General features: G+C 73.0%; 17 protein-coding genes and 1 pseudogene. 10 read left to right on the forward strand and 8 right to left on the reverse strand.

Going from position 1 to position 23,014, the window contains the following annotated elements; genetic code table 11:
* The 3 genes and pseudogenes from F0U47_RS04400 to F0U47_RS04410 form a co-directional block, all read right to left on the reverse strand.
* Nucleotides 1-376, reverse strand: a pseudogene (locus tag F0U47_RS04400) (hypothetical protein); the annotation flags it as partial.
* The gene (locus F0U47_RS04405) at nt 373-789 is read right to left on the reverse strand and encodes a 6-pyruvoyl trahydropterin synthase family protein (protein WP_246159444.1); all 417 of its coding nucleotides are present in this window, start codon (nt 787-789) and stop codon (nt 373-375) included. The gene F0U47_RS04405 and the pseudogene F0U47_RS04400, both read right to left, overlap by 4 nt.
* The gene (locus F0U47_RS04410) at nt 786-1,772 is read right to left on the reverse strand and encodes a zinc-dependent alcohol dehydrogenase (protein WP_149749134.1); all 987 of its coding nucleotides are present in this window, start codon (nt 1,770-1,772) and stop codon (nt 786-788) included. Before F0U47_RS04410 ends, F0U47_RS04405 begins: the two co-directional genes overlap by 4 nt.
* Nucleotides 1,773-1,869: 97 nt before the next feature.
* Here F0U47_RS04410 and F0U47_RS04415 point away from each other — a divergent pair, with 97 nt between their 5' ends.
* A complete protein-coding gene (locus F0U47_RS04415; RefSeq protein WP_246159445.1) occupies nt 1,870-4,143 on the forward strand; it encodes a CDP-alcohol phosphatidyltransferase family protein in 2,274 nt (757 codons plus the stop codon).
* Between the two features lie 4 nt (nt 4,144-4,147).
* On the opposite strand, the gene F0U47_RS04420 is transcribed toward F0U47_RS04415, so the two are convergent.
* The 5 genes from F0U47_RS04420 to F0U47_RS04440 form a co-directional block, all read right to left on the reverse strand.
* On the reverse strand, nt 4,148-4,858 hold the full coding sequence (locus F0U47_RS04420) for an anti-sigma factor family protein (RefSeq protein WP_149749136.1): 711 nt from the start codon (nt 4,856-4,858) through the stop codon (nt 4,148-4,150).
* The gene (locus F0U47_RS04425) at nt 4,855-5,367 is read right to left on the reverse strand and encodes a sigma-70 family RNA polymerase sigma factor (RefSeq protein ID WP_149749137.1); all 513 of its coding nucleotides are present in this window, start codon (nt 5,365-5,367) and stop codon (nt 4,855-4,857) included. Before F0U47_RS04425 ends, F0U47_RS04420 begins: the two co-directional genes overlap by 4 nt.
* A gap of 41 nt (nt 5,368-5,408) precedes the next feature.
* Entirely contained in the window at nt 5,409-7,391 is a 1,983-nt protein-coding gene (acs, locus tag F0U47_RS04430; protein ID WP_149749138.1) for an acetate--CoA ligase, read from the reverse strand.
* 152 nt (nt 7,392-7,543) lie between these two features.
* Nucleotides 7,544-9,166 (reverse strand): monocarboxylic acid transporter, encoded by a 1,623-nt coding sequence (locus F0U47_RS04435; RefSeq protein ID WP_149749139.1) that lies wholly within the window; start codon nt 9,164-9,166, stop codon nt 7,544-7,546.
* Nucleotides 9,166-9,543 (reverse strand): DUF485 domain-containing protein, encoded by a 378-nt coding sequence (locus F0U47_RS04440; protein ID WP_188111169.1) that lies wholly within the window; start codon nt 9,541-9,543, stop codon nt 9,166-9,168. Before F0U47_RS04440 ends, F0U47_RS04435 begins: the two co-directional genes overlap by 1 nt.
* 252 nt (nt 9,544-9,795) lie before the next feature.
* Between F0U47_RS04440 and F0U47_RS04445 the strand changes: the two genes are divergently transcribed.
* From F0U47_RS04445 to F0U47_RS04485, 9 genes are all read left to right on the forward strand, one after another.
* The gene (locus F0U47_RS04445) at nt 9,796-11,076 is read left to right on the forward strand and encodes an alanine racemase (protein WP_223162660.1); all 1,281 of its coding nucleotides are present in this window, start codon (nt 9,796-9,798) and stop codon (nt 11,074-11,076) included.
* Entirely contained in the window at nt 11,073-12,443 is a 1,371-nt protein-coding gene (locus tag F0U47_RS04450) for a diaminobutyrate--2-oxoglutarate transaminase family protein (RefSeq protein ID WP_149749140.1), read from the forward strand. The genes F0U47_RS04445 and F0U47_RS04450 overlap by 4 nt, the downstream gene beginning before the upstream one ends.
* Nucleotides 12,440-13,816, forward strand: coding sequence for a pyridoxal phosphate-dependent decarboxylase family protein (locus F0U47_RS04455; RefSeq protein ID WP_149749141.1), 1,377 nt, complete (start codon nt 12,440-12,442; stop codon nt 13,814-13,816). Before F0U47_RS04450 ends, F0U47_RS04455 begins: the two co-directional genes overlap by 4 nt.
* A complete protein-coding gene (locus F0U47_RS04460; RefSeq protein ID WP_149749142.1) occupies nt 13,813-15,525 on the forward strand; it encodes an IucA/IucC family protein in 1,713 nt (570 codons plus the stop codon). The genes F0U47_RS04455 and F0U47_RS04460 overlap by 4 nt, the downstream gene beginning before the upstream one ends.
* A complete protein-coding gene (locus tag F0U47_RS04465) occupies nt 15,522-16,814 on the forward strand; it encodes a lysine N(6)-hydroxylase/L-ornithine N(5)-oxygenase family protein (RefSeq protein WP_149749143.1) in 1,293 nt (430 codons plus the stop codon). The genes F0U47_RS04460 and F0U47_RS04465 overlap by 4 nt, the downstream gene beginning before the upstream one ends.
* Nucleotides 16,811-18,040: an MFS transporter gene (locus F0U47_RS04470; RefSeq protein ID WP_149749144.1), complete on the forward strand. Its 1,230-nt coding sequence runs from the start codon at nt 16,811-16,813 to the stop codon at nt 18,038-18,040. The genes F0U47_RS04465 and F0U47_RS04470 overlap by 4 nt, the downstream gene beginning before the upstream one ends.
* Nucleotides 18,018-19,799 (forward strand): IucA/IucC family protein, encoded by a 1,782-nt coding sequence (locus tag F0U47_RS04475; protein WP_149749145.1) that lies wholly within the window; start codon nt 18,018-18,020, stop codon nt 19,797-19,799. Before F0U47_RS04470 ends, F0U47_RS04475 begins: the two co-directional genes overlap by 23 nt.
* A complete protein-coding gene (locus tag F0U47_RS04480) occupies nt 19,796-21,139 on the forward strand; it encodes a glutamine synthetase family protein (protein WP_149749146.1) in 1,344 nt (447 codons plus the stop codon). Before F0U47_RS04475 ends, F0U47_RS04480 begins: the two co-directional genes overlap by 4 nt.
* Before the next feature lie 243 nt (nt 21,140-21,382).
* On the forward strand, nt 21,383-22,939 hold the full coding sequence (locus F0U47_RS04485) for an MFS transporter (protein WP_149749147.1): 1,557 nt from the start codon (nt 21,383-21,385) through the stop codon (nt 22,937-22,939).
* Nucleotides 22,940-23,014: the final 75 nt, after the last annotated feature.

Raw genomic sequence — 23,014 nt, forward strand, 5'->3', positions numbered from 1 at the left:
CAACCGCGGCGGCGCGTCGCGGGCGACGGGGGCGGAGCTCTTCGCGCCCGCCCGCGGGGGGGGGCGGGGGGAGGCGCACGGCGCCCCGCAGCCGCGCGGCCGGGGGGCCCAGCACGGCGGCGGCCGCCGAGCCGATGAGGCCGTCCACGAGCACCGGCGCACCGTCGGGCAGCTCGGCGAGCGCCTGGTCGAGGGCGGCGACGTCGGCCGGCGAGGGATCGGGCCAGGTCCCGGGGATCCGGTGCTGCTGCACCTGCCAGCCGAGCCCGGCCAGCTCGTCCAGCACCCGGCGGTCGTAGCGGTTGCCGCCGCTCGGCCGGGACGGGTCGTCGATCCCGGCCGGGACCACGGCGTGGACCACCTGGAACGGGCTCACAGCGGTCTCTCGTAGCTCGCCCACGCGATGTGGGACTCCCGCAGCGTGACCTCGATGCCGGCCAGCTCGTCCGCGGGCCGGCCGAGCAGCCCGTCGTGCACCTTCTCCGCGAGCCGGTCGGCGACCAGCCGGGCGAGCACCTCGGTCGTCGTGTTGACGCCGGCCAGGCCGACGGTGTCGGCCACGTCGTCGAGGTTCCGGTAGGTGAGGTCCGCCAGCACGGCCTTGAGCTGCTCGGTGGCCTGCCCGATGTCGACGACGATCCCCGCCGCGTCCACGTCGTCGGCGACAAAGGTGGCGTCCACGACGAAGGTGGCCCCGTGCAGCTGCTGCGCCGGCCCGAACACCTCCCCGCGGAGGCTGTGGGCCACCATCATGTGGTCGCGGACAGTGACACGGAACCGAGGGCTCAACGTTCCTCCTGGTAGTCGATGGTGTGGCACAGCGCGGTCCGGTCGCCGTCGGCGAGCCGGGCGAGGACGGTCGGCAGCTCGGGGAACGGCGAGCTGCCGGTGAGGAGCGCGTCGAAGGCCGGATCGGCCAGCAGGTCCAGGGCGAGCGCGAGCCGGTCCGCGGTGGTACGCCGCCCGCTCCGGGCGGGGGACACGGTGCCGACCTGGCTGGCCCGGATCGACAGCCGTGCGGAGTGGAAGGCTCCGCCGAGCGGCAGGGTGACCGACCGGTCGCCGTACCAGCTGACGTCGAGGACGCTGCCGTCCCGCGCCAGCAGCTCCAGGGAGCGCTGCAGCCCCTCCGACGTCGCGCTGGCGTGGACGACGAGGTCGCAGCCGCCCGGCGCGTCCTCGGGAGCGGCGAAGGTGACGCCGAGGGCATCGGCGACCGCCGCCCGTGTCGGCTCGGTGTCGACCAGCGTCACCCGGGTGCCGGGGATCCGCGTCAGCAGCCGGGCGACGCAGCAGCCCACCATGCCCGCGCCCACCACGGTGACCCGGTCGCCGACCAGCGGCGCGGCGTCCCAGAGCGCGTTCACCGCGGTCTCGACGGTGCCGGCGAGCACCGCCCGGTCCGAGGGGACGTCGTCGGGGACCTCGGCCACGGCGGAGGCGGGCACGACGTACGCCGTCTGGTGGGGGTAGAGGCAGAACACCCGGCGGTCCTGCAGCGCGGAGGGGCCGTCCTCGACGACGCCGACGCTGAGGTAGCCGTACTTCACCGGGCCGGGGAAGTCGCCCTCCTGGAACGGCGCCCGCATCTGCTGGTGCTGGTCGGGCGGGACGCCGCCACGGAACACCAGCGTCTCCGTGCCGCGACTGATGCCGGACCGGAGGGCACGGACCAGCACCTCGCCCGGACCTGGCGTCCGCAGGGGCTCGCTGCGGATCTCGCCGCGGCCCGGTTCGGCCAACCAGAACGCGCGTGCCTCGCGTTCGCCCACAGTGGCGTCTCCTCTCGCCCGCTCCGTCCAGGTGAACCGGAAGGGGTCCCGTCCCGTAGTACCCCGTATCCCGGTTATCCCTACACACGGAGGCGCGGTGGATTGGGTTCAGCTCGGGCCCGTCGGGTGGTCCGCCGCGGTGCTGTGCGGTGTCTCCCTCGCCGTGCTCCTCGACGGCGCCCTGGCGCGGCACGGCGTGTCCCTCGGCCCGGCCGGCTGGATCACCCTGACCCGGGGCGTGCTCGCCTGCGGTGTGGCCGGCCTGACCGCGGAGTCGTACGTCGGGGGCGACCACGTCGCACTCGTGGTCGCGGCCGCCACGATCGGCCTGTGCCTCGACGCCGTCGACGGCCGGGTGGCCCGACGGACCGGCACGGAGACCCCGCTCGGCGCGCGCTTCGACATGGAGGTCGACGCGTTCCTCATCGCCGTCCTCAGCGTGTACGTCGCTCCGACCGTCGGCTGGTGGGTGCTCGCGATCGGCGCTCTCCGCTACGCCTACGTCGCCGTCACCTGGGTCGTCCGCTGGCTGCGCCGGCCGCTGCCGCCCCGGTACTCCGCGAAGGTCGTCGCCGCGATCCAGGGGATCGTCCTGACCGTCGCCGCGTCCGGCCTGCCGCCCCCGGCCCTCACCCGGCTCGCCCTCGCGGTCGCGCTGGCCCTCCTCGTCGAGTCGTTCGCCCGGGACGTGCGAACGCTGTGGCGGCTGCGCGCGGAGGGCCTCCCGTCCGTCGGCAGGGCCCCGGCCGGTGCACTCGTCACTCCCGGTGCCCTCACCGCCGTCGCCGTCGCCGGCCTCTGGCTGGCGCTCGTGATGCCCGACCCGGCCGACGGGTTGGCCGCGGACGACCTGCTGCGGATCCCGCTGGAAGGGCTGGTCCTCGTCGCGGCCGCGCTGGTGCTGCCACCACGCCCGGGCCGGTGGGCGGCCGCCGGCTTCGGCGCGCTCGCCGGCGCGCTCGTCGTGCTGCGGGTGCTCGACAGCGGCTTCGCCGTCGTGCTGGACCGGCCGTTCGACCCGCTCGGCGACTGGTCCTACCTGGGCTCCGGAGTCGGCGTGCTCGGCGACTCGATCGGCGACCTCGGCGCCCGGGTCGCGGCGGTCGCCGCGGTGCTGCTGGTCGGCCTCGTGGTCGTCGGGCTCGCCCTCGCTGCGGCACGGGTCGCGCGGGTGGCGGCCGACCACCGGCGCGGGGCGGTCCGGGGCGTCGTCGCGCTCGGCACGGCGTGGGCGGTGTGCGCGGTCGCGAGCATCCACGTCGGTGGGGGCGCGCCGGTCGCCGCTGCCGGAGCGACCGGGCTCGCGGTCGACACCGTCGACCGGGTGCGGACCGGGTTCGCCGACCGGGAGGACTTCGCCGAGGAGATCGAGGCCGACCCGTTCGCCGACGTCCCGGCCGAGGACCTGCTGACCGGGCTGCGCGGCCGGGACGTGCTGCTGGTCTTCGTCGAGAGCTACGGGCGCACGGCGACCCGCGGGTCGTCGTACGCACCGGGGGTGCAGGACGTCCTGACCGACGGCACCCGCCGTCTTGCGGCCGCGGGCTACGCCACCCGGAGCGCCTACCTGACCTCGCCGACGTACGGCGCCGGGAGCTGGCTGGCCCACGGGACCGCCCAGTCGGGGCTGTGGGTCGACAGCGAGCGGCGCTACGGGCAGCTCCTCGACAGCGACCGGCTGACGCTCACGAGCGCGTTCGAGCGGGCCGGCTGGCGCACCGTCTTCGACGTGCCGGCCAACACCGAGGACTGGCCGGAGGGCGCGGCGTTCTACGGCTTCGACACGATCTACGACTCGCGCAACGTCGGCTATGCGGGACCGGAGTTCGGCTACGCCCCGGTGCCGGACCAGTACACGCTGGAGCACTTCCGGCGCGAGGAGCTGGCCCCGGCCGACCGGCCGCCGGTGTTCGCGGAGATCGACCTGATCTCCAGCCACCACCCCTGGACGCCACCGCCGCCGCTGGTGCCGTGGGACGAGGTCGGCGACGGCTCGGTCTTCCACGGGACCACCGAGGACGCCGAGCCCGTCGACCAGGAGGCGGACCCGACGCGCGCCCAGGACCTCTACGGCCGGTCGATCCAGTACTCCTGGGAGACCCTGGTCTCCTTCCTGGAGACCTACCCCGATCCGGACCGGGTGCTGATCGTGCTGGGCGACCACGAGCCGTGGTCCTACGTCAGCGGTGACCCTGATGACGGGGCCGGCCGCGACGTGCCGGTCACCGTGATCAGCCAGGACCGGGGCGTCGTACGCCGCATCGCCGACTGGGGCTGGCACCCGGGCCTGCTGCCGCCGGACGGCGCGCCGGTCTGGCCGATGTCCGACCTGCGCGACCGGGTGCTGGCGACGTTCGGCGCCGGCGGCTGAGCCGTCACTGGTCGAGGCGGAGGACGGCGTCCCCGTCGGAGGTGCGCACCTCGACCGCAGCGATCGCGTCCGGGCCGACGGCCGTCGCGCCGGTGACGTGCATCTCCTCGCCGGGCAGCGCCTGGAAGCTGGCGACCTTCTCGACCCGACCGTCGGTCGTCTCGACCACCAGGGTGTAGACCCGGTCCTCGGCGTAGCCGTAGGGCGCGTCGTAGACACAGGTCAGGTCGAGCCGGGTGCCCCACGGCACCTCGGTCAGGGACACCCACCCGGTCGACCTGCTCGAGCCGACCGGGTCGAGCTGCTCCGAGGGCGCTGTGCTGGGGGCGGTGGTCGGTGCGGTGACCGTGACGGGCGGGGACGCCGCCGGGGTCTCGTCGCCGTCGAGCGCGACGAGCGCCGCGACGGATCCTCCGGCGATGACCGCGACGGCGGCCGCGGCGCCGAGCGCGGCGCGCGTCGTACGCCACCGCTGGTCGCGGCGGACGGCGGCGACCAGGCGGGGGAGCAGGGTCTCCGGGACGGGTACGGCGTCGGAGGGCTCCAGGACCTCGGCCGGCACCTTGGCCAGGAGCCCCGGCATGCCGGCGAGCTCGCGCACGGCCCGGGCGCACTCCTCGCAGTCCGCGAGGTGGCGCTCGTAGTCGGCGCGCTCGGTGGGCGAGAGCGACCCGAGGACGTAGGCGGCGTCGAGGGTGGCGTAGGGACAGCTCATGCGCCCACCCCCAGCTCCTCGAGCGCGAGCCGCAGCGAGCGCAGCGCGTAGTGGGTGCGGGACTTCACGGTGCCCTCGGGGATCCCGAGCCTGCGGGCGACCTCCGCGACCGAGCGGCCGCGGTAGTAGCACTCCAGCAGCACCGACCGGTGGTCGTCGGACAGGTGGCTGAGGGCCTCCGCGACCACCCACGACAGCAGCAGCTCGTCGGTCCGGTCGTCGACGGCAGGCAGCTCGCCGAGGTCGTCGGTCGGGAACTCGCTCCGCGCCCGCCTCGACCGCCACTCGTCGATGACGATGTTGCGGGCCACGGTGAACAGCCAGGACCGCACCGACCCGCGCGACTCCTCCAGGACCGCCGCGTTGCGCCAGGCCCGGAGCAGCGTCTCCTGCGCGACGTCCTCCGCGTGCGCCCGGTCGTTGCCCGTGAGGTGCAGGCAGAACGCCCACAGCGCGGCGGCATGCTCGTCGTGCAGCTGTCGCATCACCGCGGCGGGGCTCTCGGCCATGACACCTCCCACCTCTCACACGTAGGCGGGGTGGGAGAGGTTCAGTCCTCGGAGCTGGAGCTCATCCCCTGGGAGATCAGGTCCATCACCGAGCTGTCGGCGAGGGTCGTGACGTCCCCGACCTCCCGGTGCTCGGCCACGTCACGGAGCAGGCGCCGCATGATCTTGCCCGAGCGGGTCTTGGGCAGCTCGGGAACGATCATGATCTGGCGCGGGGTGGCGATCGGACCGATCTCCTTGCGGACGTGGCCGCGCAGCTCCTGGACGATGTCGGCGCCACCGTCACCGGCGTTCTCTCTGAGGATGACGAACGCGCACACGGCCTGGCCGGTGTCCTCGTCCTTGGCGCCGACCACGGCGGCCTCGGCGACCTTGGGGTGGGAGACCAGGGCGGACTCGATCTCGGTGGTCGAGAGCCGGTGGCCGGAGACGTTCATGACGTCGTCGACCCGGCCCAGCACCCAGATGTCGCCGTCGGTGTCCTTCTTCGCGCCGTCGCCGGCGAAGTAGTAGCCCTGCTTCTTGAAGCGGGACCAGTAGGTGTCGACGTAGCGGTCGTCGTCGCCCCACAGCGTGCGCAGCATCGAGGGCCACGGCGCGGTCACCACGAGGTAGCCACCCGAGCCGTTCGGGACCGGGTTGCCGTCGTCGTCGACGACGTCGGCCGCGACGCCGGGGATCGGGGTCATCGCGGAGCCCGGCTTGCCGTGGGTGACACCCGGCAGCGGACTGATCATGATCATCCCGGTCTCGGTCTGCCACCAGGTGTCGACCACCGGGGTGCGGTCGCCGCCGATGACGTTGCGGTACCAGATGTAGGCCTCCGGGTTGATCGGCTCACCCACCGAGCCGAGGATCCGCACCGACGACATGTCGCGCTGGTCGGGGATCTCGCGGCCCTGCTTCATGAACGAGCGGATCGCGGTGGGGGCGGTGTAGAAGACCGTGACGCCGTACTGCTCGATGATCTGCCACCACCGACCGCGCTCGGGGCTGTCGGGGGTGCCTTCGTAGAGCACCTGGGTCACGCCGTTGGCCAGCGGCCCGTAGACGATGTAGCTGTGCCCCGTCACCCAGCCGATGTCGGCGGTGCACCAGTAGACGTCCTCGTCGGGCTTGAGGTCGAAGACCGCGTGGTGGGTGTAGGACGTGCCGACCAGGTAGCCACCGGTCGTGTGCAGGATGCCCTTCGGCTTGCCCGTGGTGCCGGAGGTGTACATGACGTAGAGCGGGTGCTCGGCGTCGAACGCCTCCGGGGTGTGCTCGGTCGACGCGTTCGCCACGACGTCGTCCCACCACACGTCCACGTCGTCGTCCCAGCCGTCCGGACCCAGGTCCTGGCCGGTACGACGCACGACCAGCACCTTCTCCACGACGTCGGTCTTGGTGCGGGCCTCGTCCACCGCCGGCTTGAGCGCCGACGGCGCACCTCGGCGGTAGCCGCCGTCGGAGGTGATGACGACCTTCGCCTGGCAGTCGTCCAGACGCGAGGCCAGTGCATCGGCGGAGAAGCCGCCGAAGACCACCGTGTGCGGGGCGCCGATCCGCGCGCAGGCGAGCATCGCGACGATCGCCTCCGGGATCATCGGCATGTAGATCGCCACCCGGTCACCGGTCGCCACACCCAGCGAGGTCAGCGCGTTGGCCGCCTGCGACACCTCGTCCTTGAGCTGGGCGTAGGTGATGTCGCGGGTGTCGTCCACCGGCTCGCCCACCCAGTGGATCGCGACCTTGTCGCCCCGCCCGGCCTCGACGTGGCGGTCCACGCAGTTGTAGGCAGCATTGAGCTTTCCGCCGGTGAACCACTTGAAGAACGGCGGGTTGGAGTCGTCGAGGACGGTGTTCCACCGCTCGGCCCAGGTGAGCCGCTCGGCCTGCTCGGCCCAGAACGCCTGCCGGTCCTTGGCGGCGTGCTCGTAGGCGTCTGCGGTGACGTTCGCGTTGGCCGCGAGCTCCGCCGGGGGCTCGAAGCGCCGGTCCTCCTGGAGCAGGTTGGCAAGGGTCTCGTGGTCGGTCACGGTCATCTCCTGAAGATCCTCCGGGTGTCTCGCCTCACACTAGGCCGGTTGCGCCGAGTGTGACCACGGACGGGTTGCTGACGGGTTGCATCGGTCGCTGGTCGAGGTGCGAGCGCAGCGAGCCTCGAGACCGAGGCCCGCTGCGCCCCCGTGGATCGCTAGTGCTCGATGGCCTGCTCGGACCCCGCGCCGGTGAGCGCGCGGACCTCGAGCTCGGTGAACCGCTCCTCGGCCTCCGGCTCCCGGGACGTGATCGTGCCGAGCCAGCCGAGCACGAAGCCCAGCGGGATCGAGACGATGCCGGGGTTGCTGAGCGGGAACCAGGACCAGTCGGAACCGGTGACCAGCGAGGTCGGCTCGCCGGAGACCGTCGGTGAGAAGAACACCAGGCCGACGCAGGAGACCAAGCCTCCGTAGATGCTCCAGACCGCGCCACGGGTGTTGAAGCGGCGCCAGAACATGTTGTAGACGATCGCCGGCAGGTTGGCCGACGCCGCGACCGCGAAGGCCAGCGCCACCAGGAACGCGATGTTGAGCTCCTGAGCCGGGATCGAGAGCCCGATGGCGACCGCGCCGATGCCGACCGCGGCGAGCTTGGCCATCCGGACCTCCTCCCGCTCGGTCGCCTGTCCACGACGGATGACGCTGTTGTAGATGTCGTGCGCCACCGAGGTCGAGGACGCCAGGGTGAGGCCGGCAACCACCGCAAGGATCGTTGCGAACGCGACCGCAGCGATGAGAGCGAGCAGGATCGCGCCGCCGTTCGAGCCCTCGCCACCGCCGACCGCCTCGGCCAGGAGCGGCGAGGCGAGGTTCCCGCCGGAGGCGGCGACGTCGGCGAACTTGTCGCCCGTGAGCAGTGCGGCCGCGCCGAAGCCCAGGACCAGGGTGAACAGGTAGAACACGCCGATCAGGACGATGGCCCAGAGCACCGACTTCCGGGCGTCGCGCGACGTCGGGACGGTGTAGAAGCGGATCAGGATGTGCGGCAGGCCCGCGGTGCCCAGCACCAGGGCGAGGCCGAGGGACAGGAAGTTGATCTTCGAGGTGAGGTCCGCGCCGTACTGCAGGCCGGGCTCGAGGAACGCCGCGGAGTCCTTGGCGTCGGGACGCTCGCCGTAGTTGCCTGCGGCGGTGCCGAGCAGCTCGGAGAGGTTGAAGCCGAACTCACCGAGCACCAGCACGACGATCAGCGCGGAGCCTGCCATGAGCAGGACGGCCTTCACGATCTGCACCCAGGTCGTGCCCTTCATGCCGCCGAAGGTCACGTAGAAGATCATCAGCGCGCCGACGCCGAGGATGGTCAGGTTCTTCAGCCACTGGTCGTCGACGCCGAGCAGCAGCGCCACCAGGGCACCGGCACCGACCATCTGGGCCAGCAGGTAGAAGATCGACACGACCACCGTCGAGGTGGCCGCAGCGGTGCGGACCGGCCGCTGCCGCATCCGGTACGCGAGCTGGTCGGCCATGGTGAAGCGACCGGAGTTGCGCAGCATCTCGGCGACGAGCAGCAGCGCGACCAGCCACGCGACGAGGAACCCGATCGAGTACAGGAATCCGTCGTAGCCGTAGATCGCGATCGCGCCCGAGATCCCGAGGAACGACGCGGCGGACATGTAGTCGCCGCCGATGGCGAGACCGTTCTGGATGCCGGAGAACGAGCGGCCGCCGGCGTAGTAGTCGGCGGCGTCCTTGGTCTGGCGGCTGGCCCAGATCGTGATGCCGAGGGTCAGCGCGACGACCGCGAGGAACAGGATCGCGGTGAGTGCCTGGTGATCCATCAGTGGTCACCCCTTCCGCGGGAGGACCTGCCGTTGAGCGCGATGAACCGTTCGTCGAGCTCGCGGGCCAGCGGGTCCAGCTTGCTGGCCGAGAACCGGCTGTAGAGCCAGGCGAGCAGGAAGGTCGTGAGGAACTGCAGCAGCCCGAAGACGAGGGCGACGTTGATGTTCCCGACGACCTTGGTGCTCATCAGGTCACCGGCCCAGTTCGATGCGACGACGTAGAGCAGGTACCACGTCAGGAACGCGAGCGTGGCGGGGAACACGAAGCCGCGGTAGCGGCGGCGCAGTTCCTGGAACTCTGCTGACGCATGGAGCTCGTCGTAGACGGGATCGTGCGGCTCAGCCTGGTGGTGCGGAGCGGTGTCGTGGGACACGGGAACCTCCAAGGGATGTGTGACGGCCGTCACGGGACGTTAGGGGTCGCGTAGTCCTACCGGCAGGGGTGTGGTCGGAACACGCGCCCGACGGGGGAACGGTGTCGACGAGCGGTCGGTGCGACGGGACGAGCGGTCGGAGCGCGGATGACCGGGCGACCGCCGTGCGGCGAGGGCCACAAGGACTTGACCAGCAGGCTGCAGCCTCGATTAGGTGAACCTTACTAAGGCAAGCCTTACTTAAGGAGAGCTGTGCTCCAACCGCCCACGAGCTCGGGAACCGCCTGCGCCCTGGCGCTGGACCCCGAGGCTCTTCCCGCTGGTCTGCGCGAGCGGCTGCTCGCGAGCGCCCGGGCCGGGATGGTGAGCGGTTACGTGTACGACCCCGAGGTCGCGGCGGCGCGGGCGCGGGAGCTGCGCGCTGCGCTGCCGTCGTGGGCGACCCTGCTCTTCGCCCTCAAGGCGAACGGCTTCCCGCCAGTGGTGCAGGCGCTCGCCGCCGAGGGGGGCGTCGACGGCCTGGAGGTGGCCTCCTCGCAGGAGGCGCGGCTGGCCCGCGACCTCCTCCCTGCCGGATCCGTGGTCGCCGCGGCCGGGCCGGCGAAACATCCGGGCCTGCTGGTGGAGCTCCTGGCCCACGGCGTCGACGTCGTCCACGCGGAGAGCGCCCTGGAGCTGCGCCGCCTGTCGCGTGCCACCCAGCAGACCGGCACGCGGGTGTCCGTCGCACTGCGGGTCAACCCGGCCAGGGTGGACGTCGCCGGCACGCTGGCGATGGGCGGGCGCGCCTCCGCCTTCGGGTTCCCCGAGCCCGAGGTCCCGGCGGCGATCGCCCTGGCCACCAGCCTTCCGGGCCTGGACCTGGTCGGCTTCCACGTCCACGCCGTGTGCGGCAACCGCGACGCGCGCGCGCACGCGGCGTACGTCGGATGGTGCTTGGACTGGGCGGAGCGCACGGCGTCGGCGCACGGCGTCGACCTGGGCTGGCTCGACGTCGGGGGAGGTCTCGGAGTGTCGTACGACGGCGAGTCGCCGCTCGACCTCGCGGTGCTGGCGACCGAGCTCGACCGGCTCCGCCCCCCGCAGGGTGCCCGGGTCGTCCTCGAGCCGGGGCGCTGGCTCGCCGCCGACTGCGGCTGGTACGCCGCCGAGGTCGTCGACGTGAAGCAGTCGTACGGCGAGACCTTCGTCGTCGTGCGCGGCGGCATCAACGCCTTCGCGCTCCCCGGCACCGAGGACTTCCCCCTTCCGCTCGTCGTGCTCCCGGTCGACGAGCCGAGAGAGCCCGGGCCGCGGGCCGAGGCGCGCGACACCCGCGTGACGGTGGCCGGCGAGCTGTGCACCCCGGAGGACGTCCTGGTCCGCGACGTCCACGTCCCGCAGGTGCGGAGCGGTGACCTGGTGGTGATGCCCAAGGCGGGCGCCTACGGCTGGGAGTTCGCCCTGCACGCATTCCTCGGCCATCCACCCCCGACCCGCGACGTCCTCACAGCCACCCTTCCCGCCGACCTCACCCTGGAGCCCACGCCATGACCCTGTCGACCCATCCGACCCGTCAGCTCGACCGCGGGGCGATCATCGACCGTCAGCGGGCCCGTGAGTCCTCGGCCCGCACCTACGCCCGTACCCTCGCGATGGTCCCTGTGCAGGCGCACGGCATGACCGTGGTCGGCGCGGACGGCCGTCGGTACCTCGACTGCCTCTCGGGTGCCGGGACGCTCGCCCTGGGGCACAACCACCCGGTCGTCGTGGAGGCGGTGCGTCGGGTGATCGACGCCGGCGCGCCCTGGCACAGCCTCGACATCGCGACGCCCCAGAAGGACGAGTTCACCGACGAGCTGTTCGCCACCTTGCCCCGCTCGCTGGCGGAGAACGGGCGCATCCAGTTCTGCGGGCCGGCAGGCACCGACGCCGTCGAGGCAGCGCTGAAGCTGACGCGCACCGCGACCGGTCGGCAGTCGGTGCTCGCCTTCACCGGCGCCTACCACGGGATGACCGCCGGCGCACTGGCGGTGAGCGGCGGGGTCGCCGCCAAGAGCCCGATGGCCGGCGCTGCGACGGAGGCGGTCCGACTGCCGTACCCCTACGAGTACCGGTGCCCCTTCGGCGTCGGGGCGGGACGGACCGCCGAGCTCTCCGCGAGCTTCGTGGAGCGGTTCCTCGACGACCCGAACGGGGGTGTGGTCGACCCCGGCGCGATGATCCTCGAGGTCGTGCAGGGCGAGGGCGGCGTCGTCCCGGCTCCGCACGCCTGGTTGCAGCAGATGCGCCGGATCACGGCCGACCGCGACATCCCCCTGATCCTCGACGAGGTGCAGACCGGCGTCGGTCGCACCGGAAGCTTCTGGGCCTGCCAGGGCGCTGGTGTGGAACCCGACGTCATGGTCCTCTCCAAGGCCATCGGCGGCACCCTGCCGCTGGCCGTGGTGGTGTACGCCGACCACCTGGACTCCTGGGAGCCCGGCGCGCACGCCGGGACCTTCCGTGGCACAACACTGGCGATGGCGGCCGGTGCCGCGACCCTGAGGTTCGTGCGCGAGAACGAGCTGCACCGCCGCGCAGCGGAGGTCGGTGACCAGTTCCTCGCCGCTCTCGGCGGCCTCGCCCACGCGCACCGTTGCATCGGCGACGTCCGCGGACGCGGTCTCATGCTGGGCGTCGAGATCGTCGAGCCCGACAGCACCCCGGACGCCACCGGTGCCCGTCCGGCTGCCCCGGCGCTCGCGCTGAGGATCCGGCAGGAGTGCCTGGCGCGGGGCCTCATCGTCGAGCTGGGCGGACGTCACGACGCCGTCGTCCGGCTGCTTCCGCCGCTGGTCATCACCGACCAGGAGGTCGGCGCTGTGCTCGACCGGCTCGGGGAGGCCGTCGCGGCGGCGGAGCGGGCGGTCGCAGCATGACGGACCGGTCGCTGAGGTCGCTGGTCGACACCGCGCTCGCCGCGCTCGCCAACGGGCGCGAGCAACGGGGCGGCCCACTGCCGGCGGCGACTCCGCGGCAGGTCGAGCAGACCGTCGACGCGGCGCTCGGGCACGCCACCCTTCCCGCCGAAGGGATCGGGGACGAAGCCGCGCTGGCGGACCTGGTGACGGCGGTCGCCGCCGGCGCCGCGGACCCCACCGACCCGGCGTGCACGGGCCACCTGCACTGTCCACCGCTCGACGTCGCGGTGGCCGCCGATCTCGTCGCCAGCGCCCTCAACCAGTCCCTGGACTCCTGGGACCAGGCGCCCGCGGCCACCGTGCTGGAGGAGCGGGTCATCGAGACGCTCGGCGACCTGGCCGGGCTCCCGGGGGCGGCCGGTGTCATCACGACGGGCGGCACGGCGAGCACGTACACCGCGCTCCTCCTCGCCCGCGACGCCGCGCCGAGCCCGGTGCGGGTCTACAGCTCCGAGATCGCCCACTTCTCCGCTGACCGGGGCGCCCACCTCCTCGGGATCGGGGAGGTCGTCAAGGTGCCGGTCGACGAGCAGCACCGGCTCGACGTACCGCACCTCGCGCGGCTGCTGGCGGACGCCCCCGCGGACTCCCGGCCCGTTGTCGTCGCGACGGCCGGGACCACCGACTTCGGCAGCATCGACCCGCTGCCGGCGCTCGCGGCGCTGGTGCGGACCCACGGCGGCTGGCTGCACGTCGACGCGGCGTACGGCGGAGGCCTGCTCTTCTCCGACACCCACCGGGACCTGCTCACCGGCGTCGAGCTGGCGGACACCGTCTCGCTCGACCTGCACAAGCTCGGCTGGCAGCCGGCCGCCGCGGGCGTGCTGCTGGCGCGGGACCCAGCGCTGTTCGAGCCGCTGGCGCGGCGCGCCGCCTACCTCAACCCGGTCGATGACGAGGACGAGGGCTACACCTCCCTGCTCGGCCGCTCCCTGCGCACCACCCGGCGCGCCGACGTGCTCAAGATCGCGGTCACCCTCCGCGCGCTCGGCCGCCGCGGGCTCGGCGAGAAGGTCGATGCCTGCCTCCGGCTGGCCCAGTACTCCGCGGCCGCTGTCCGCGCCCGCGTGGACCTGGAGCTCGTCGCCGACCCGGTCCTCAGCACGGTCGTGTTCCGCTACGCCGGGCCGGACGGTACGGCGGACGACCAGATCAACGGTCGGCTGCGCCGCGCGCTGCTGTCCTCCGGACAGGCGGTGGTCGGCCGCACGGAGCACCGGGGCAGGGTGCTGCTCAAGCTGACCCTCCTCAACCCCGACGCCACCGAGGCCGACGTCGACCGGGTCCTCGACCTCGTCGTCGCCGCCGGCCGGGCGGAGCTGGAGTCATGACCGCTGTCGCGACTCCGTCGCGCTCCGCGGAGGTGGCCCGGGAGCGGGCCACGCGCGTTGCCGTGGACGTGCTGCTGCGGTGCTGGTTGCGGGAGACCGGCGAGGTCGTCACCGGCACCGGCGAGGTGGTGGTCCCGCTGCCCGGTGCCCGCTCGAGCCTGCGGGTCCAGGTGGCCGCCTTCTCGCCGAGCGGCGCTCACACCTTCGGGACCGTTCTCGACGAGCGCGGTCACCCGGTCGCGCCTGCCGAGCTGGCCGACCTGCTCGCCCGGGAGGCGGCCCGGCGCACCGGTCGGGCCGACCACACCGAGGCCCGCGACCGGATGGTCGAGTCCGTCCGCCGCGCCGAGGGCTACGCGGCCCGCCGTGCCCTGGAGGAGGACCCTCCGAACCTCCCGGGCTGGCTCCTGGCCGAGCAGGACCTGCTCTCCGGCCATCCCTGGCACCCGATGACCAAGAGTCGGGACGGGCTGGCCGACGACCTCGACGCCCGGTTCTCCCCGGAGGCCCGCGGCACCTTCCCGCTGCACTGGTACGCCGCCTCGCCCGAGGTCGCCGCGTCCGGTGGGGCGGGTCTCGACGTGTCCGCGTGCCTGCGAGAGCTCGCCGGCGCAGCCGCCGCAGACGTGCCCATGGACTGGCTGATGGTGCCCGCCCATCCCTGGCAGGCCGCCGACCTGCCCGCCCGTCCTGCCGCGGCCGACCTGCTCGACCGCGGGCTGCTGCGCGACCTCGGCGCGCACGGCGACCCCTGGTGGGCGACGTCCTCGCTCCGAACGGTGGCGCGTCCCGGCGCCCACGTCATGCTCAAGCTGAGCATGGGCCTGCGCGTCACCAACAGTCGCCGGGAGAACACGCGGGACGAGGGACTGCTCGCCGTCCACACCGCACGGCTCGTCGATGCCGGGCTCGGGTGCGCCCTGGCCGCTGCCCACCCGGCCTTCGGGCTCGTGCTCGACCGGGGCTGGCTCGGCGTCGACGGCCCCGGTCCGGTCGGCCTGGAGACCGTCCTGCGGGACGTGCCGTTCGACCCGGCTGCCGACGTCCGCTGTGCCGGCTCCGTGCTCGATCCCCGGCCGGACCTCGCCCGGCCACCGGCCGCGGACCTGGTGCGGCGAGCGGCGAATGCCCACGGGATCGCCGCCGACGAGGCAGCTGTCCTCTGGTTCCGCCGCTGGCTGGACGTGGTGGTCGAGCCACTGCTCTGGCTGCACGGCACCTGGGGCATCGGGCTGGAGGCGCACCTGCAGAACGTCCTCGTCGGGTTCGGTGACGACGGCGTGCCCACCCACGGCTGGTATCGCGACAACCAGGGCTGGTACGCCGCCTCCTCGGCCGTCGACCGCCTGGCCCAGCTCATGCCCGACGTCGGCCGCGACGCGCCGCTGGTCTTCGACGACCGGTTGGTCATCGACCGCGTCGCCTACTACCTGGGGGTGAACCACGTTCTCGGCGTGGCCGCAGCGGTCGCGCACGCGACCGCCGTCGCCGAGGAGCGGCTGTTGGCCGAGCTCGCCGGGATGCTCGACCGCCACCTGGGTCGGCCGTCGGCGTCGCCGGTCGCCGACCTGCTGCTGCACGCCGACACCCTGCCCACCAAGGCCAACCTGCTGACCGGCGTCGACGGGCGTGACGAGGTCGAGTCCCCGGTCGAGACCCAGTCGCTCTACGTCGAGATCCCGAACCCCCTGCGCGAGGTGCGCCGATGACCATGACCTACGACCTGCTCGGGATCGGACTGGGCCCGTTCGGCCTGTCCCTGGCCGCGCTGGCCGACGGCGTCGACGACCTCGACGCCATCTTCGTCGACCAGCGGGAGTCCTTCTCGTGGCACCCGGGGCTCCTGATCGAGGGAGCGACGCTCCAGGTGCCGTTCCTCGCGGACCTGGTGACGCTCGTGGACCCCACCAGCCGCTGGTCGTTCCTCTCCTACCTGCGAGAGCGCGGTCGGCTGTTCCGCTTCTACTTCGCCGAGCGCTTCCTGGTCCCACGCCGGGAGTACGACGCCTACCTCCGCTGGGTGGCCGAGTCGCTGCCCAGCTGCCGGTTCGGCACGCAGGTGGAGGAGGTCACCTGGGACGGCGACGCCGGGGCCTTCCGGGTGACCTGCCTGGACGTCGCCACCGCGCGCAGGAGCACCCTCGCCGCCCGCAACGTGGTCCTGGGGGTCGGCACCGAGCCCTCGGTCCCCGCCGCCTTCGCCGCGGTCGGCGGCAAGCAGGTCGTCCACGTCGCCGACTACCTCGACCATCGTCCCCTTCTCCACGACGCCGGCAGTGTGACGGTCGTGGGCTCGGGACAGTCCGGCGCGGAGGTCTTCCTCGACCTGCTCCAGGCGCAGCCGGCGACCGGTACCTCGCTGCGCTGGCTCAGCCGAACATCCGCGTTCGCGCCGATGGAGTACTCCAAGCTGGGCCTGGAGCACTTCACCCCCGACTACACCGCCTACTTCCACGGCCTACCGGAGCAGACCCGCGACGCGCTCGTCCCCGCGCAGTGGCAGCTCTACAAGGGCATCAGCGCGAGCACCATCGCCGACATCTACGACCTTCTCTACGAACGCACGGTGGACGGGCGGCGGGTGCCGGCCGAGCTGCGGCCCGGAGTCGCAGTCCAGGCGTGTCGGCGCGACGCCGACCGGCTGGTGCTCGACTGCGAGCACGTCGAGCAGGGCGAGCGCTTCGAGGTCACCACCGACGCGGTCGTCCTGGCGACGGGCTACGCCGCGCGTCGCCCGGGTTTCCTCGACCCGCTGCTGCCGGCGCTCGACCTGGACGAGCGGGGCCGCTACCGGGTCGCTGCCGACTACCGGATCGCCCTCGACCCAGCGGTGACCGGCGGTGTCTTCGTCCAGAACGCCGAGGCCCACACCCATGGCGTCGGAGCTCCCGACCTCGGGCTCGGCGCCTGGCGCGCCGCCACCATCCTGTCCGCGATCACCGGGAGCGACGTGCTGCCCGCCCACGAGGGCGCCTTCACCAGCTTCGGTGCGCCGTGACCAGAGCCGGTCGTGCCCAGGCCGTGCTCGCCGGCGTGGTCGCCCTCCAGCTCGTCGCCGAGACCGCCCTGACGCCGTACTGGCCGCTGGTGTTCCGGCGCCTGTTCGGCCTCGACGAGCTGGCCGCCACCGGCAGCTTCCTCACCGTGTGCCGGGTCGTGGGCCTGGCCGCCCTCCCGCTGTGGGGCCTCGCCGCCCTGCGCTGGCCGGTCCGCAACCTGCTGGTGGCCGGCCTCCTCGGCTGCTCCGTGTTCGACCTCGCGCTCGCGGTCGCGCCGACCTGGTGGCTGTTCACCGCCAGCTCGGCGGCCGTCGTGGCGTGCGGCGCGGTCCTGGTGCTCGCCTATCCCGCCCTGGTGGCCCTCGTCGAGCGGGACGGGCGAGCACCACGGCGTACCGCCGTCGTCACGTTCTGGGCGGTCTTCCACACGGCCGCCGTGCTCTCGACGCTCATCGGCGCCACCATCGTCGCCCTGTCCGAGCCGCGCTGGGGCCTGGCTGCCTTCGCCGTCGTCGACCTCGGGCTCGCCGTGCTGGTGTGGACGGCGCTCCCCGCGGGCGCCCCGACGCGCCGGGCCGCCGAGACCCTCGGCCAGGCCGTGGGCACGCGGGCCGAGCGCTGGCACCGTCTTCGACCCTGGCTGGTGCTCGTCGTGGCCGTCGTGGCCGTCGACGCCGCGATCGCCGTGCCGCGACCGTTCCTCGTCGAGCTCCTCGTCAGGGACGGCGTCGACGCGACCACCGCCGGCTGGCTGTTCCTCGCCCCGGCGGTGGCCTCGCTCGCCGTTCTTCCGGCCGCGTCCCCCCTCCACCGGCGTCTGGGCGGGCGCTGCGCGCCACTCGCCGCGGGTGCTGCCGCGGCGGGACTGCTGGGCCAGGCGGCGGCGGTCGCCCTGGGGGAGCCCTGGTGGTTCCTCCTGTGCCGACTGCTCTTCGGCGCCGGCACCGGGGTCCTGCTGGTGGTGCTCGACCTCGCGGTCTTCGCCCGGGTCGGCACCACCGGCGCCGCCTTCAGCGCCGTCGAGACCGGCCGGGCGGCCGCGCTGCTGGCGGCACCCGTGATCGCCACGGCCGTGGCGGGTCACTGGCTCGGCGCGCCTCTGGTCACCGGTGCCGTCCTCCTCTTCGCGGCCGCAGTGCTCCTCACGCGGGACGTGCCCCACACCGAACCCGACCATCACGACGACTCCCAGGAGACCGAGCATGTCCTCGACCCTGTCCGCTGAGCCCCGCAGCGCCACCCCTGGGGCCACCGCCGAGGTGTGGGCCCGCGCCGGTGCCCGCCTCGTGGCCCGGGCGATCGCCGAGCTCGCCCACGAGCAGCTGGTGGTGCCCGAGGCCGACACCGGGGCCGGCGGCTACCGGCTTTCGCTGGGCGCCGCCGACTACGCCTTCCGAGCCGAGCGCGACGGTTTCTCCGCCTGGCACGTCGACGCCGCGAGCGTGCGTCGGGACGGTGCCCCGGCGACCGACCTGGCGCGGTTCTTCCTCGACGCCCGTGTCGCCGCGGGTCTCGACGCGGTCAGCCTCGCGGAGGTCGTCCGCGAGGCCACGGCGACCCAGGCTGCGGAGGCCCACGTCCTGGCCGGCGCCCGGACGGCGGACGAGCTCCTCGGGCTGGGTTACGCCGAGCTCGAGCAGCACCTCGGCGGGCACCCGGTGATCGTGCTCAACAAGGGCAGGATCGGGCTCGACGCCATCGACCTCGAGCACTTCGCCCCCGAGGCGCACGGGACGATCACCCTGGTCTGGTACGCCGCCCACCCCGACCTCGCCACCTACTCGGCGCTCCCCGGGCTCGACGCGTCGAGCCTCCTCGCCGAGGAGCTCGGTGCCGCGGAGAGGGCAGCGTTCGACGCGGCGCTCGCGACCGCCGAGCCGGACGCCGACCGGTACGTCTGGTTCCCTGTCCACCCCTACCAGGACGCCACCGTGGTGCGCACCCTGTTCGCCGGGGAGCTGGCGACCGGTCGCCTGATCAGACTGGGGCACGGCACGACCGCCCACCGTCCCGTGCAGTCGGTGCGCAGCCTGGTCGCGCCCGGCCGACGGGACGTGAAGATGTCCCTCCTGATGCGCAACACCCTCGTCTGGCGCGGCCTCGGAGCCGAGGCGACCCGGGCCGCTCCCGCGGCCAGCCGCTGGCTGGGGGAGCTGTACGCCGGCGACCCCGAGCTCCAGGCCACCGGGATCGGCTTCCTGCGCGAGGTCGCCAGCGTCGTCGTACGACACCCGCACTTCGCCGACCTTCCCGACGCGCCGTACCGGTACACCGAGCTGCTGGGCGCGGTGTGGCGCGATCCGGTGGAGCAGCACCTGACCGCCGGCGAGTCGGCCCGGTCACTGGCGACGCTGCTGCACGTCGACCGCGACGGCCGCGCCCTGGTCGCCGAGCTGGTCGCGCGGTCCGGACTGGACGTCGAGGGGTGGCTGCGCCAGCTGTTCCGGGCCCTGTTCCCCGGCCTGCTGCTGTGCCTGACCCGGCACGGTGTGGCCTTCTGCCCGCACGGTGAGAACACCATCCTGGTCTTCCGGGAGAACGTGCCCGCCCGGATCCTGGTCAAGGACTTCGCCGAGGACATCACGCTGCTGCCCGGCCGGGACTACCGAGGACTCCCGCCCGAGGCCGACCGGGTGCTGGTGCGTTGGCCGCTCGCTGAGATGGCGCACAGCATCATCAGCGCGATCCTCACCGGTCACTTCCGCTACCTGGCGCCGCTGCTGCGGGAGCACACCGGCCTCCTCGAGAACCGGTTCTGGTCGCTGGTCCGCGAGGCCCTCCTGGAGTGGCGGGCCGCGCACCCGGACCTCGCCGACGCCTTCGACGAGCTCGGGCTGTTGGCACCGACGTTCGAGCGGATCGCGTTGAACAGGGAGCAGCTGACCGGTGGTGGCTTCCACGACCGGGCGGAGCGCGACGCGGAGCCTGACCTGACCTACGGCCACATCCCCAACCCGCTCCACGTGGCGGGGGAGCCGGCATGACCCCGGACGAGCTCCGTGCGGCCGTCGCCGCCGGCGAGGTCGAGGAGGTGGTGCTGGCCCTGCCCGACCTCACCGGCCGCCTCCAGGGGACCCGCCTCGGCGCGCAATTCTTCCTCGACCACGTCGCCGCCGCCGGGTTCGGCGCGTGCACGTACCTGCTCACCACGGACGTCGACATGCGGGTCGTCGCGCCGGTCCCGGAGCTGGACCCCGACGGCACCGGCTACGGCGACATGACCCTGCTGCCCGACCTGGAGACGCTGCGGCGACTGCCCTGGGATCCTGGGTCGGTCCTCGTCATCGCCGACGCCTGCCGACCGGACGGAGCCCCGGTCGGCGTCGCGCCGCGCCAGGTCCTGAGGGAGCAGGTGACGGCTCTCGCGGGGCACGGGCTGGTGCCCTACGCCGGGTTCGAGCTGGAGTTCCGGGTGTTCCGGGAGTCCTTCGCCACCGCCGCCGACCGCGGGTGGCGGGGGCTCACCCCCGCGTCCCGGGGCAACGTCGACTACGCGCTGGTGGGCTTGGAGCAGCTCGAGCCCTTCACCCGCCGGGTCCGGCGTGAGATGGGGCAGGCCGGCCTGGTCGTGGAGTCGGCCCGTGGCGAGTGCGCGCCCGGTCAGTACGAGGTCGTCTTCCGGTACGACGAGGCGCTCGTCACCGCCGACGCCGCCGCCTTCTACAAGACCGGCGTCAAGCAGATCGCCGCGCAGGAGGGAGTGGCCGCGACGTTCATGCCGAAGTTCGACGAGCACGAGGGCAGCTCCTGCCACTTCCACGTGAGTCTCCGCGGGCTCGACGGCGAGCCGGTCCTCGCCGGGGACGGCGCAGACGGGACGTCGCCGTTGCTGCGTCGCGCGCTGGCAGGCCAGGTGGCGCTGCTCCCGGAGCTGACGCTGCTGTTCGCGCCCACGGTGAACGCGTTCAAGAGGCTCCGACCCGGCGCGTTCGCTCCCACCCGGGCGGCGTGGGGCCGCGACAACCGACTGACCGCCCTGCGCCTGGTCGGGGCCGGTCCGTCGCTGCGCGTCGAGCACAGGGTGCCCGGAGCCGACGCCGACCCCTACCTCGCGCTGGCCGGGATCCTGCTGGCGTTCCGCCACGGGCTGGAGCACGACCTGCACCTGCCGCCTGCGGTGACGGGTCCGCCGGACGCCACCTGTCCGCGCCTGCCCGCGTCGCTGCCGGAGGCCGCCGATCTCCTCGCCGGCAGCGACGTCGCCCGCAAGGGACTCGGCGACGCGGTCGTCGACGCGTTGGTGGCGGCGGCGCGCGCGGAGTGGGAGGGCTACGGTGCGCAGGTCAGCGAGTGGGAGCGGGAACGCGGGTTCGAGCGGCGCTGAGAAAACCTGTGAGAACTCTCGTCACGGGTGTCGAAACCGGCGGCGCGACTGCGCAGCAGCACGAGGAGCGGACCGTCGTCGCTGCCGCCCATCCGGGTCCGGATCACGCCGCGAGGCTAGCGGTCGGTGTGGCGCGCGCCACGCAGGTGAGCGCGTGAGACGCGTGAGGCCGTGAGGAGATTTTGACGCCCGTGCTACTGGCTCGCGCAGCGATGCGAAACAGCGGCGGCCCACGATCGCGGCATGACGCTCACCGACACTGCTGCTCCGACGCGGCATCGCACCGGCCGCTGGATCGACGACTGGCACCCCGAGGACGAGGAGTTCTGGGACAAGACCGGCGCGAAGGTCGCCAAGCGCAACCTGGTGTGGTCGATCTTCGCGGAGCACCTCGGCTTCTCGGTCTGGCTGATCTGGAGCGTCAGCTCCGCGATGCTCCTGGCGCAGGGCTTCGAGTTCACCCCGCAGCAGCTGTTCTTCCTGGTCGCGATCCCCAACCTGGTCGGCTCGCTGATCCGGGTGCCCTACACGCTTGCGGTGCCGAAGTTCGGCGGTCGGAACTGGACCATGATCAGCGCCGGGCTGCTGCTGATCCCGACGCTGTCGTTCGCGTTCTTCGTGACCCGGCCGGAGACGCCGTACTGGGTCTTCTGCGTGATCGCCGCGACCGCCGGCTTCGGCGGCGGCAACTTCGCCTCCTCGATGGCGAACATCAACTTCTTCTACCCCTCCCGGCTCAAGGGCGCGGCCCTCGGCCTCAACGCCGCAGGCGGCAACCTCGGTGTCGCGATCATCCAGTTCTGGCTGCCGGTGATCGTCGGTGGCGCCGGCATCTTCGGCCTGGTGAAGGCGTCGGAGGGCGGCATCCACCTCGAGCGCGCGGCCCTGGTCTACGCCGCGCTGGCGGTCATCGCGGTCCTGGCGGCGTACTTCCGCATGGACAACCTGTCCAACGCGAAGTCGCCGGTGAAGGAGCAGCTCGCCGTCCTGAGGAACAAGCAGACCTGGGTGATGTCGTTCCTCTACATCGGCACCTTCGGCTCGTTCATCGGCTACTCCGCCGCGATGCCGCTGCTGATCAAGCTCAACTTCTGGCGGCAGCCGGTCCCCGACGTCGTCGGCATCGGCATCAACTTCGCCTTCTTCGCGTTCCTCGGCGCCCTCGTGGGCTCGATGGCGCGGCCGCTCGGCGGCCACCTCGCCGACCGGTTCGGCGGTGCGCGGGTCACCCTGGTCTCCTTCGGCGGCATGGCCCTCGGCACGATCGGCGTGCTCTGGACGCTCAGCCTCCTCGAGACCTTCCCGCCGCCGCCCGAGGGCGAGCAGCTCGCCGCGATCAAGGCCGACCCGTCGTCGTTCGTCTACCCCGACGTGCTGCAGAGGGCCGTCGACGCGAACGCCGACGTGTTCCCGCTGTTCCTCGGCATGTTCCTCGTGATCTTCCTGTTCAGCGGCATCGGCAACGGCTCGACGTACAAGATGATCCCGGCGATCTTCCGCACCGACGCGGAGCGGGCCTCCGAGCCCGGCACCCCGGAGCGCGAGGAGGCGCTCCTGGCCGGCACCAAGAAGGCCTCTGCTGCGGTCGGCATCATCGGTGCCGTCGGCGCCATCGGCGGCTTCCTGATCCCGATCACCTTCGGCTCGCCCTGGGTCACCGATCCCCTGGCCGCCACCAAGACGGCGTTCCTGGTGTTCCTCGGCTTCTACGTGATCTGCGCCGGCGTCACCTACGCCGTCTACCTCCGCAAGCCGCACCCCGCCAAGGCGCACCTCAGCTACGCCGGGGTGGGCATCTAGTCGAATCGGGTCGCGTGGTGGGTCGAATCAACTTCGTGAGGCCGTGAGAACTAGTTGACCTTCCGGGCCAAGTGC

Source organism: Nocardioides antri (genome assembly GCF_008373765.1).
Taxonomy (GTDB): domain Bacteria; phylum Actinomycetota; class Actinomycetes; order Propionibacteriales; family Nocardioidaceae; genus Nocardioides; species Nocardioides antri.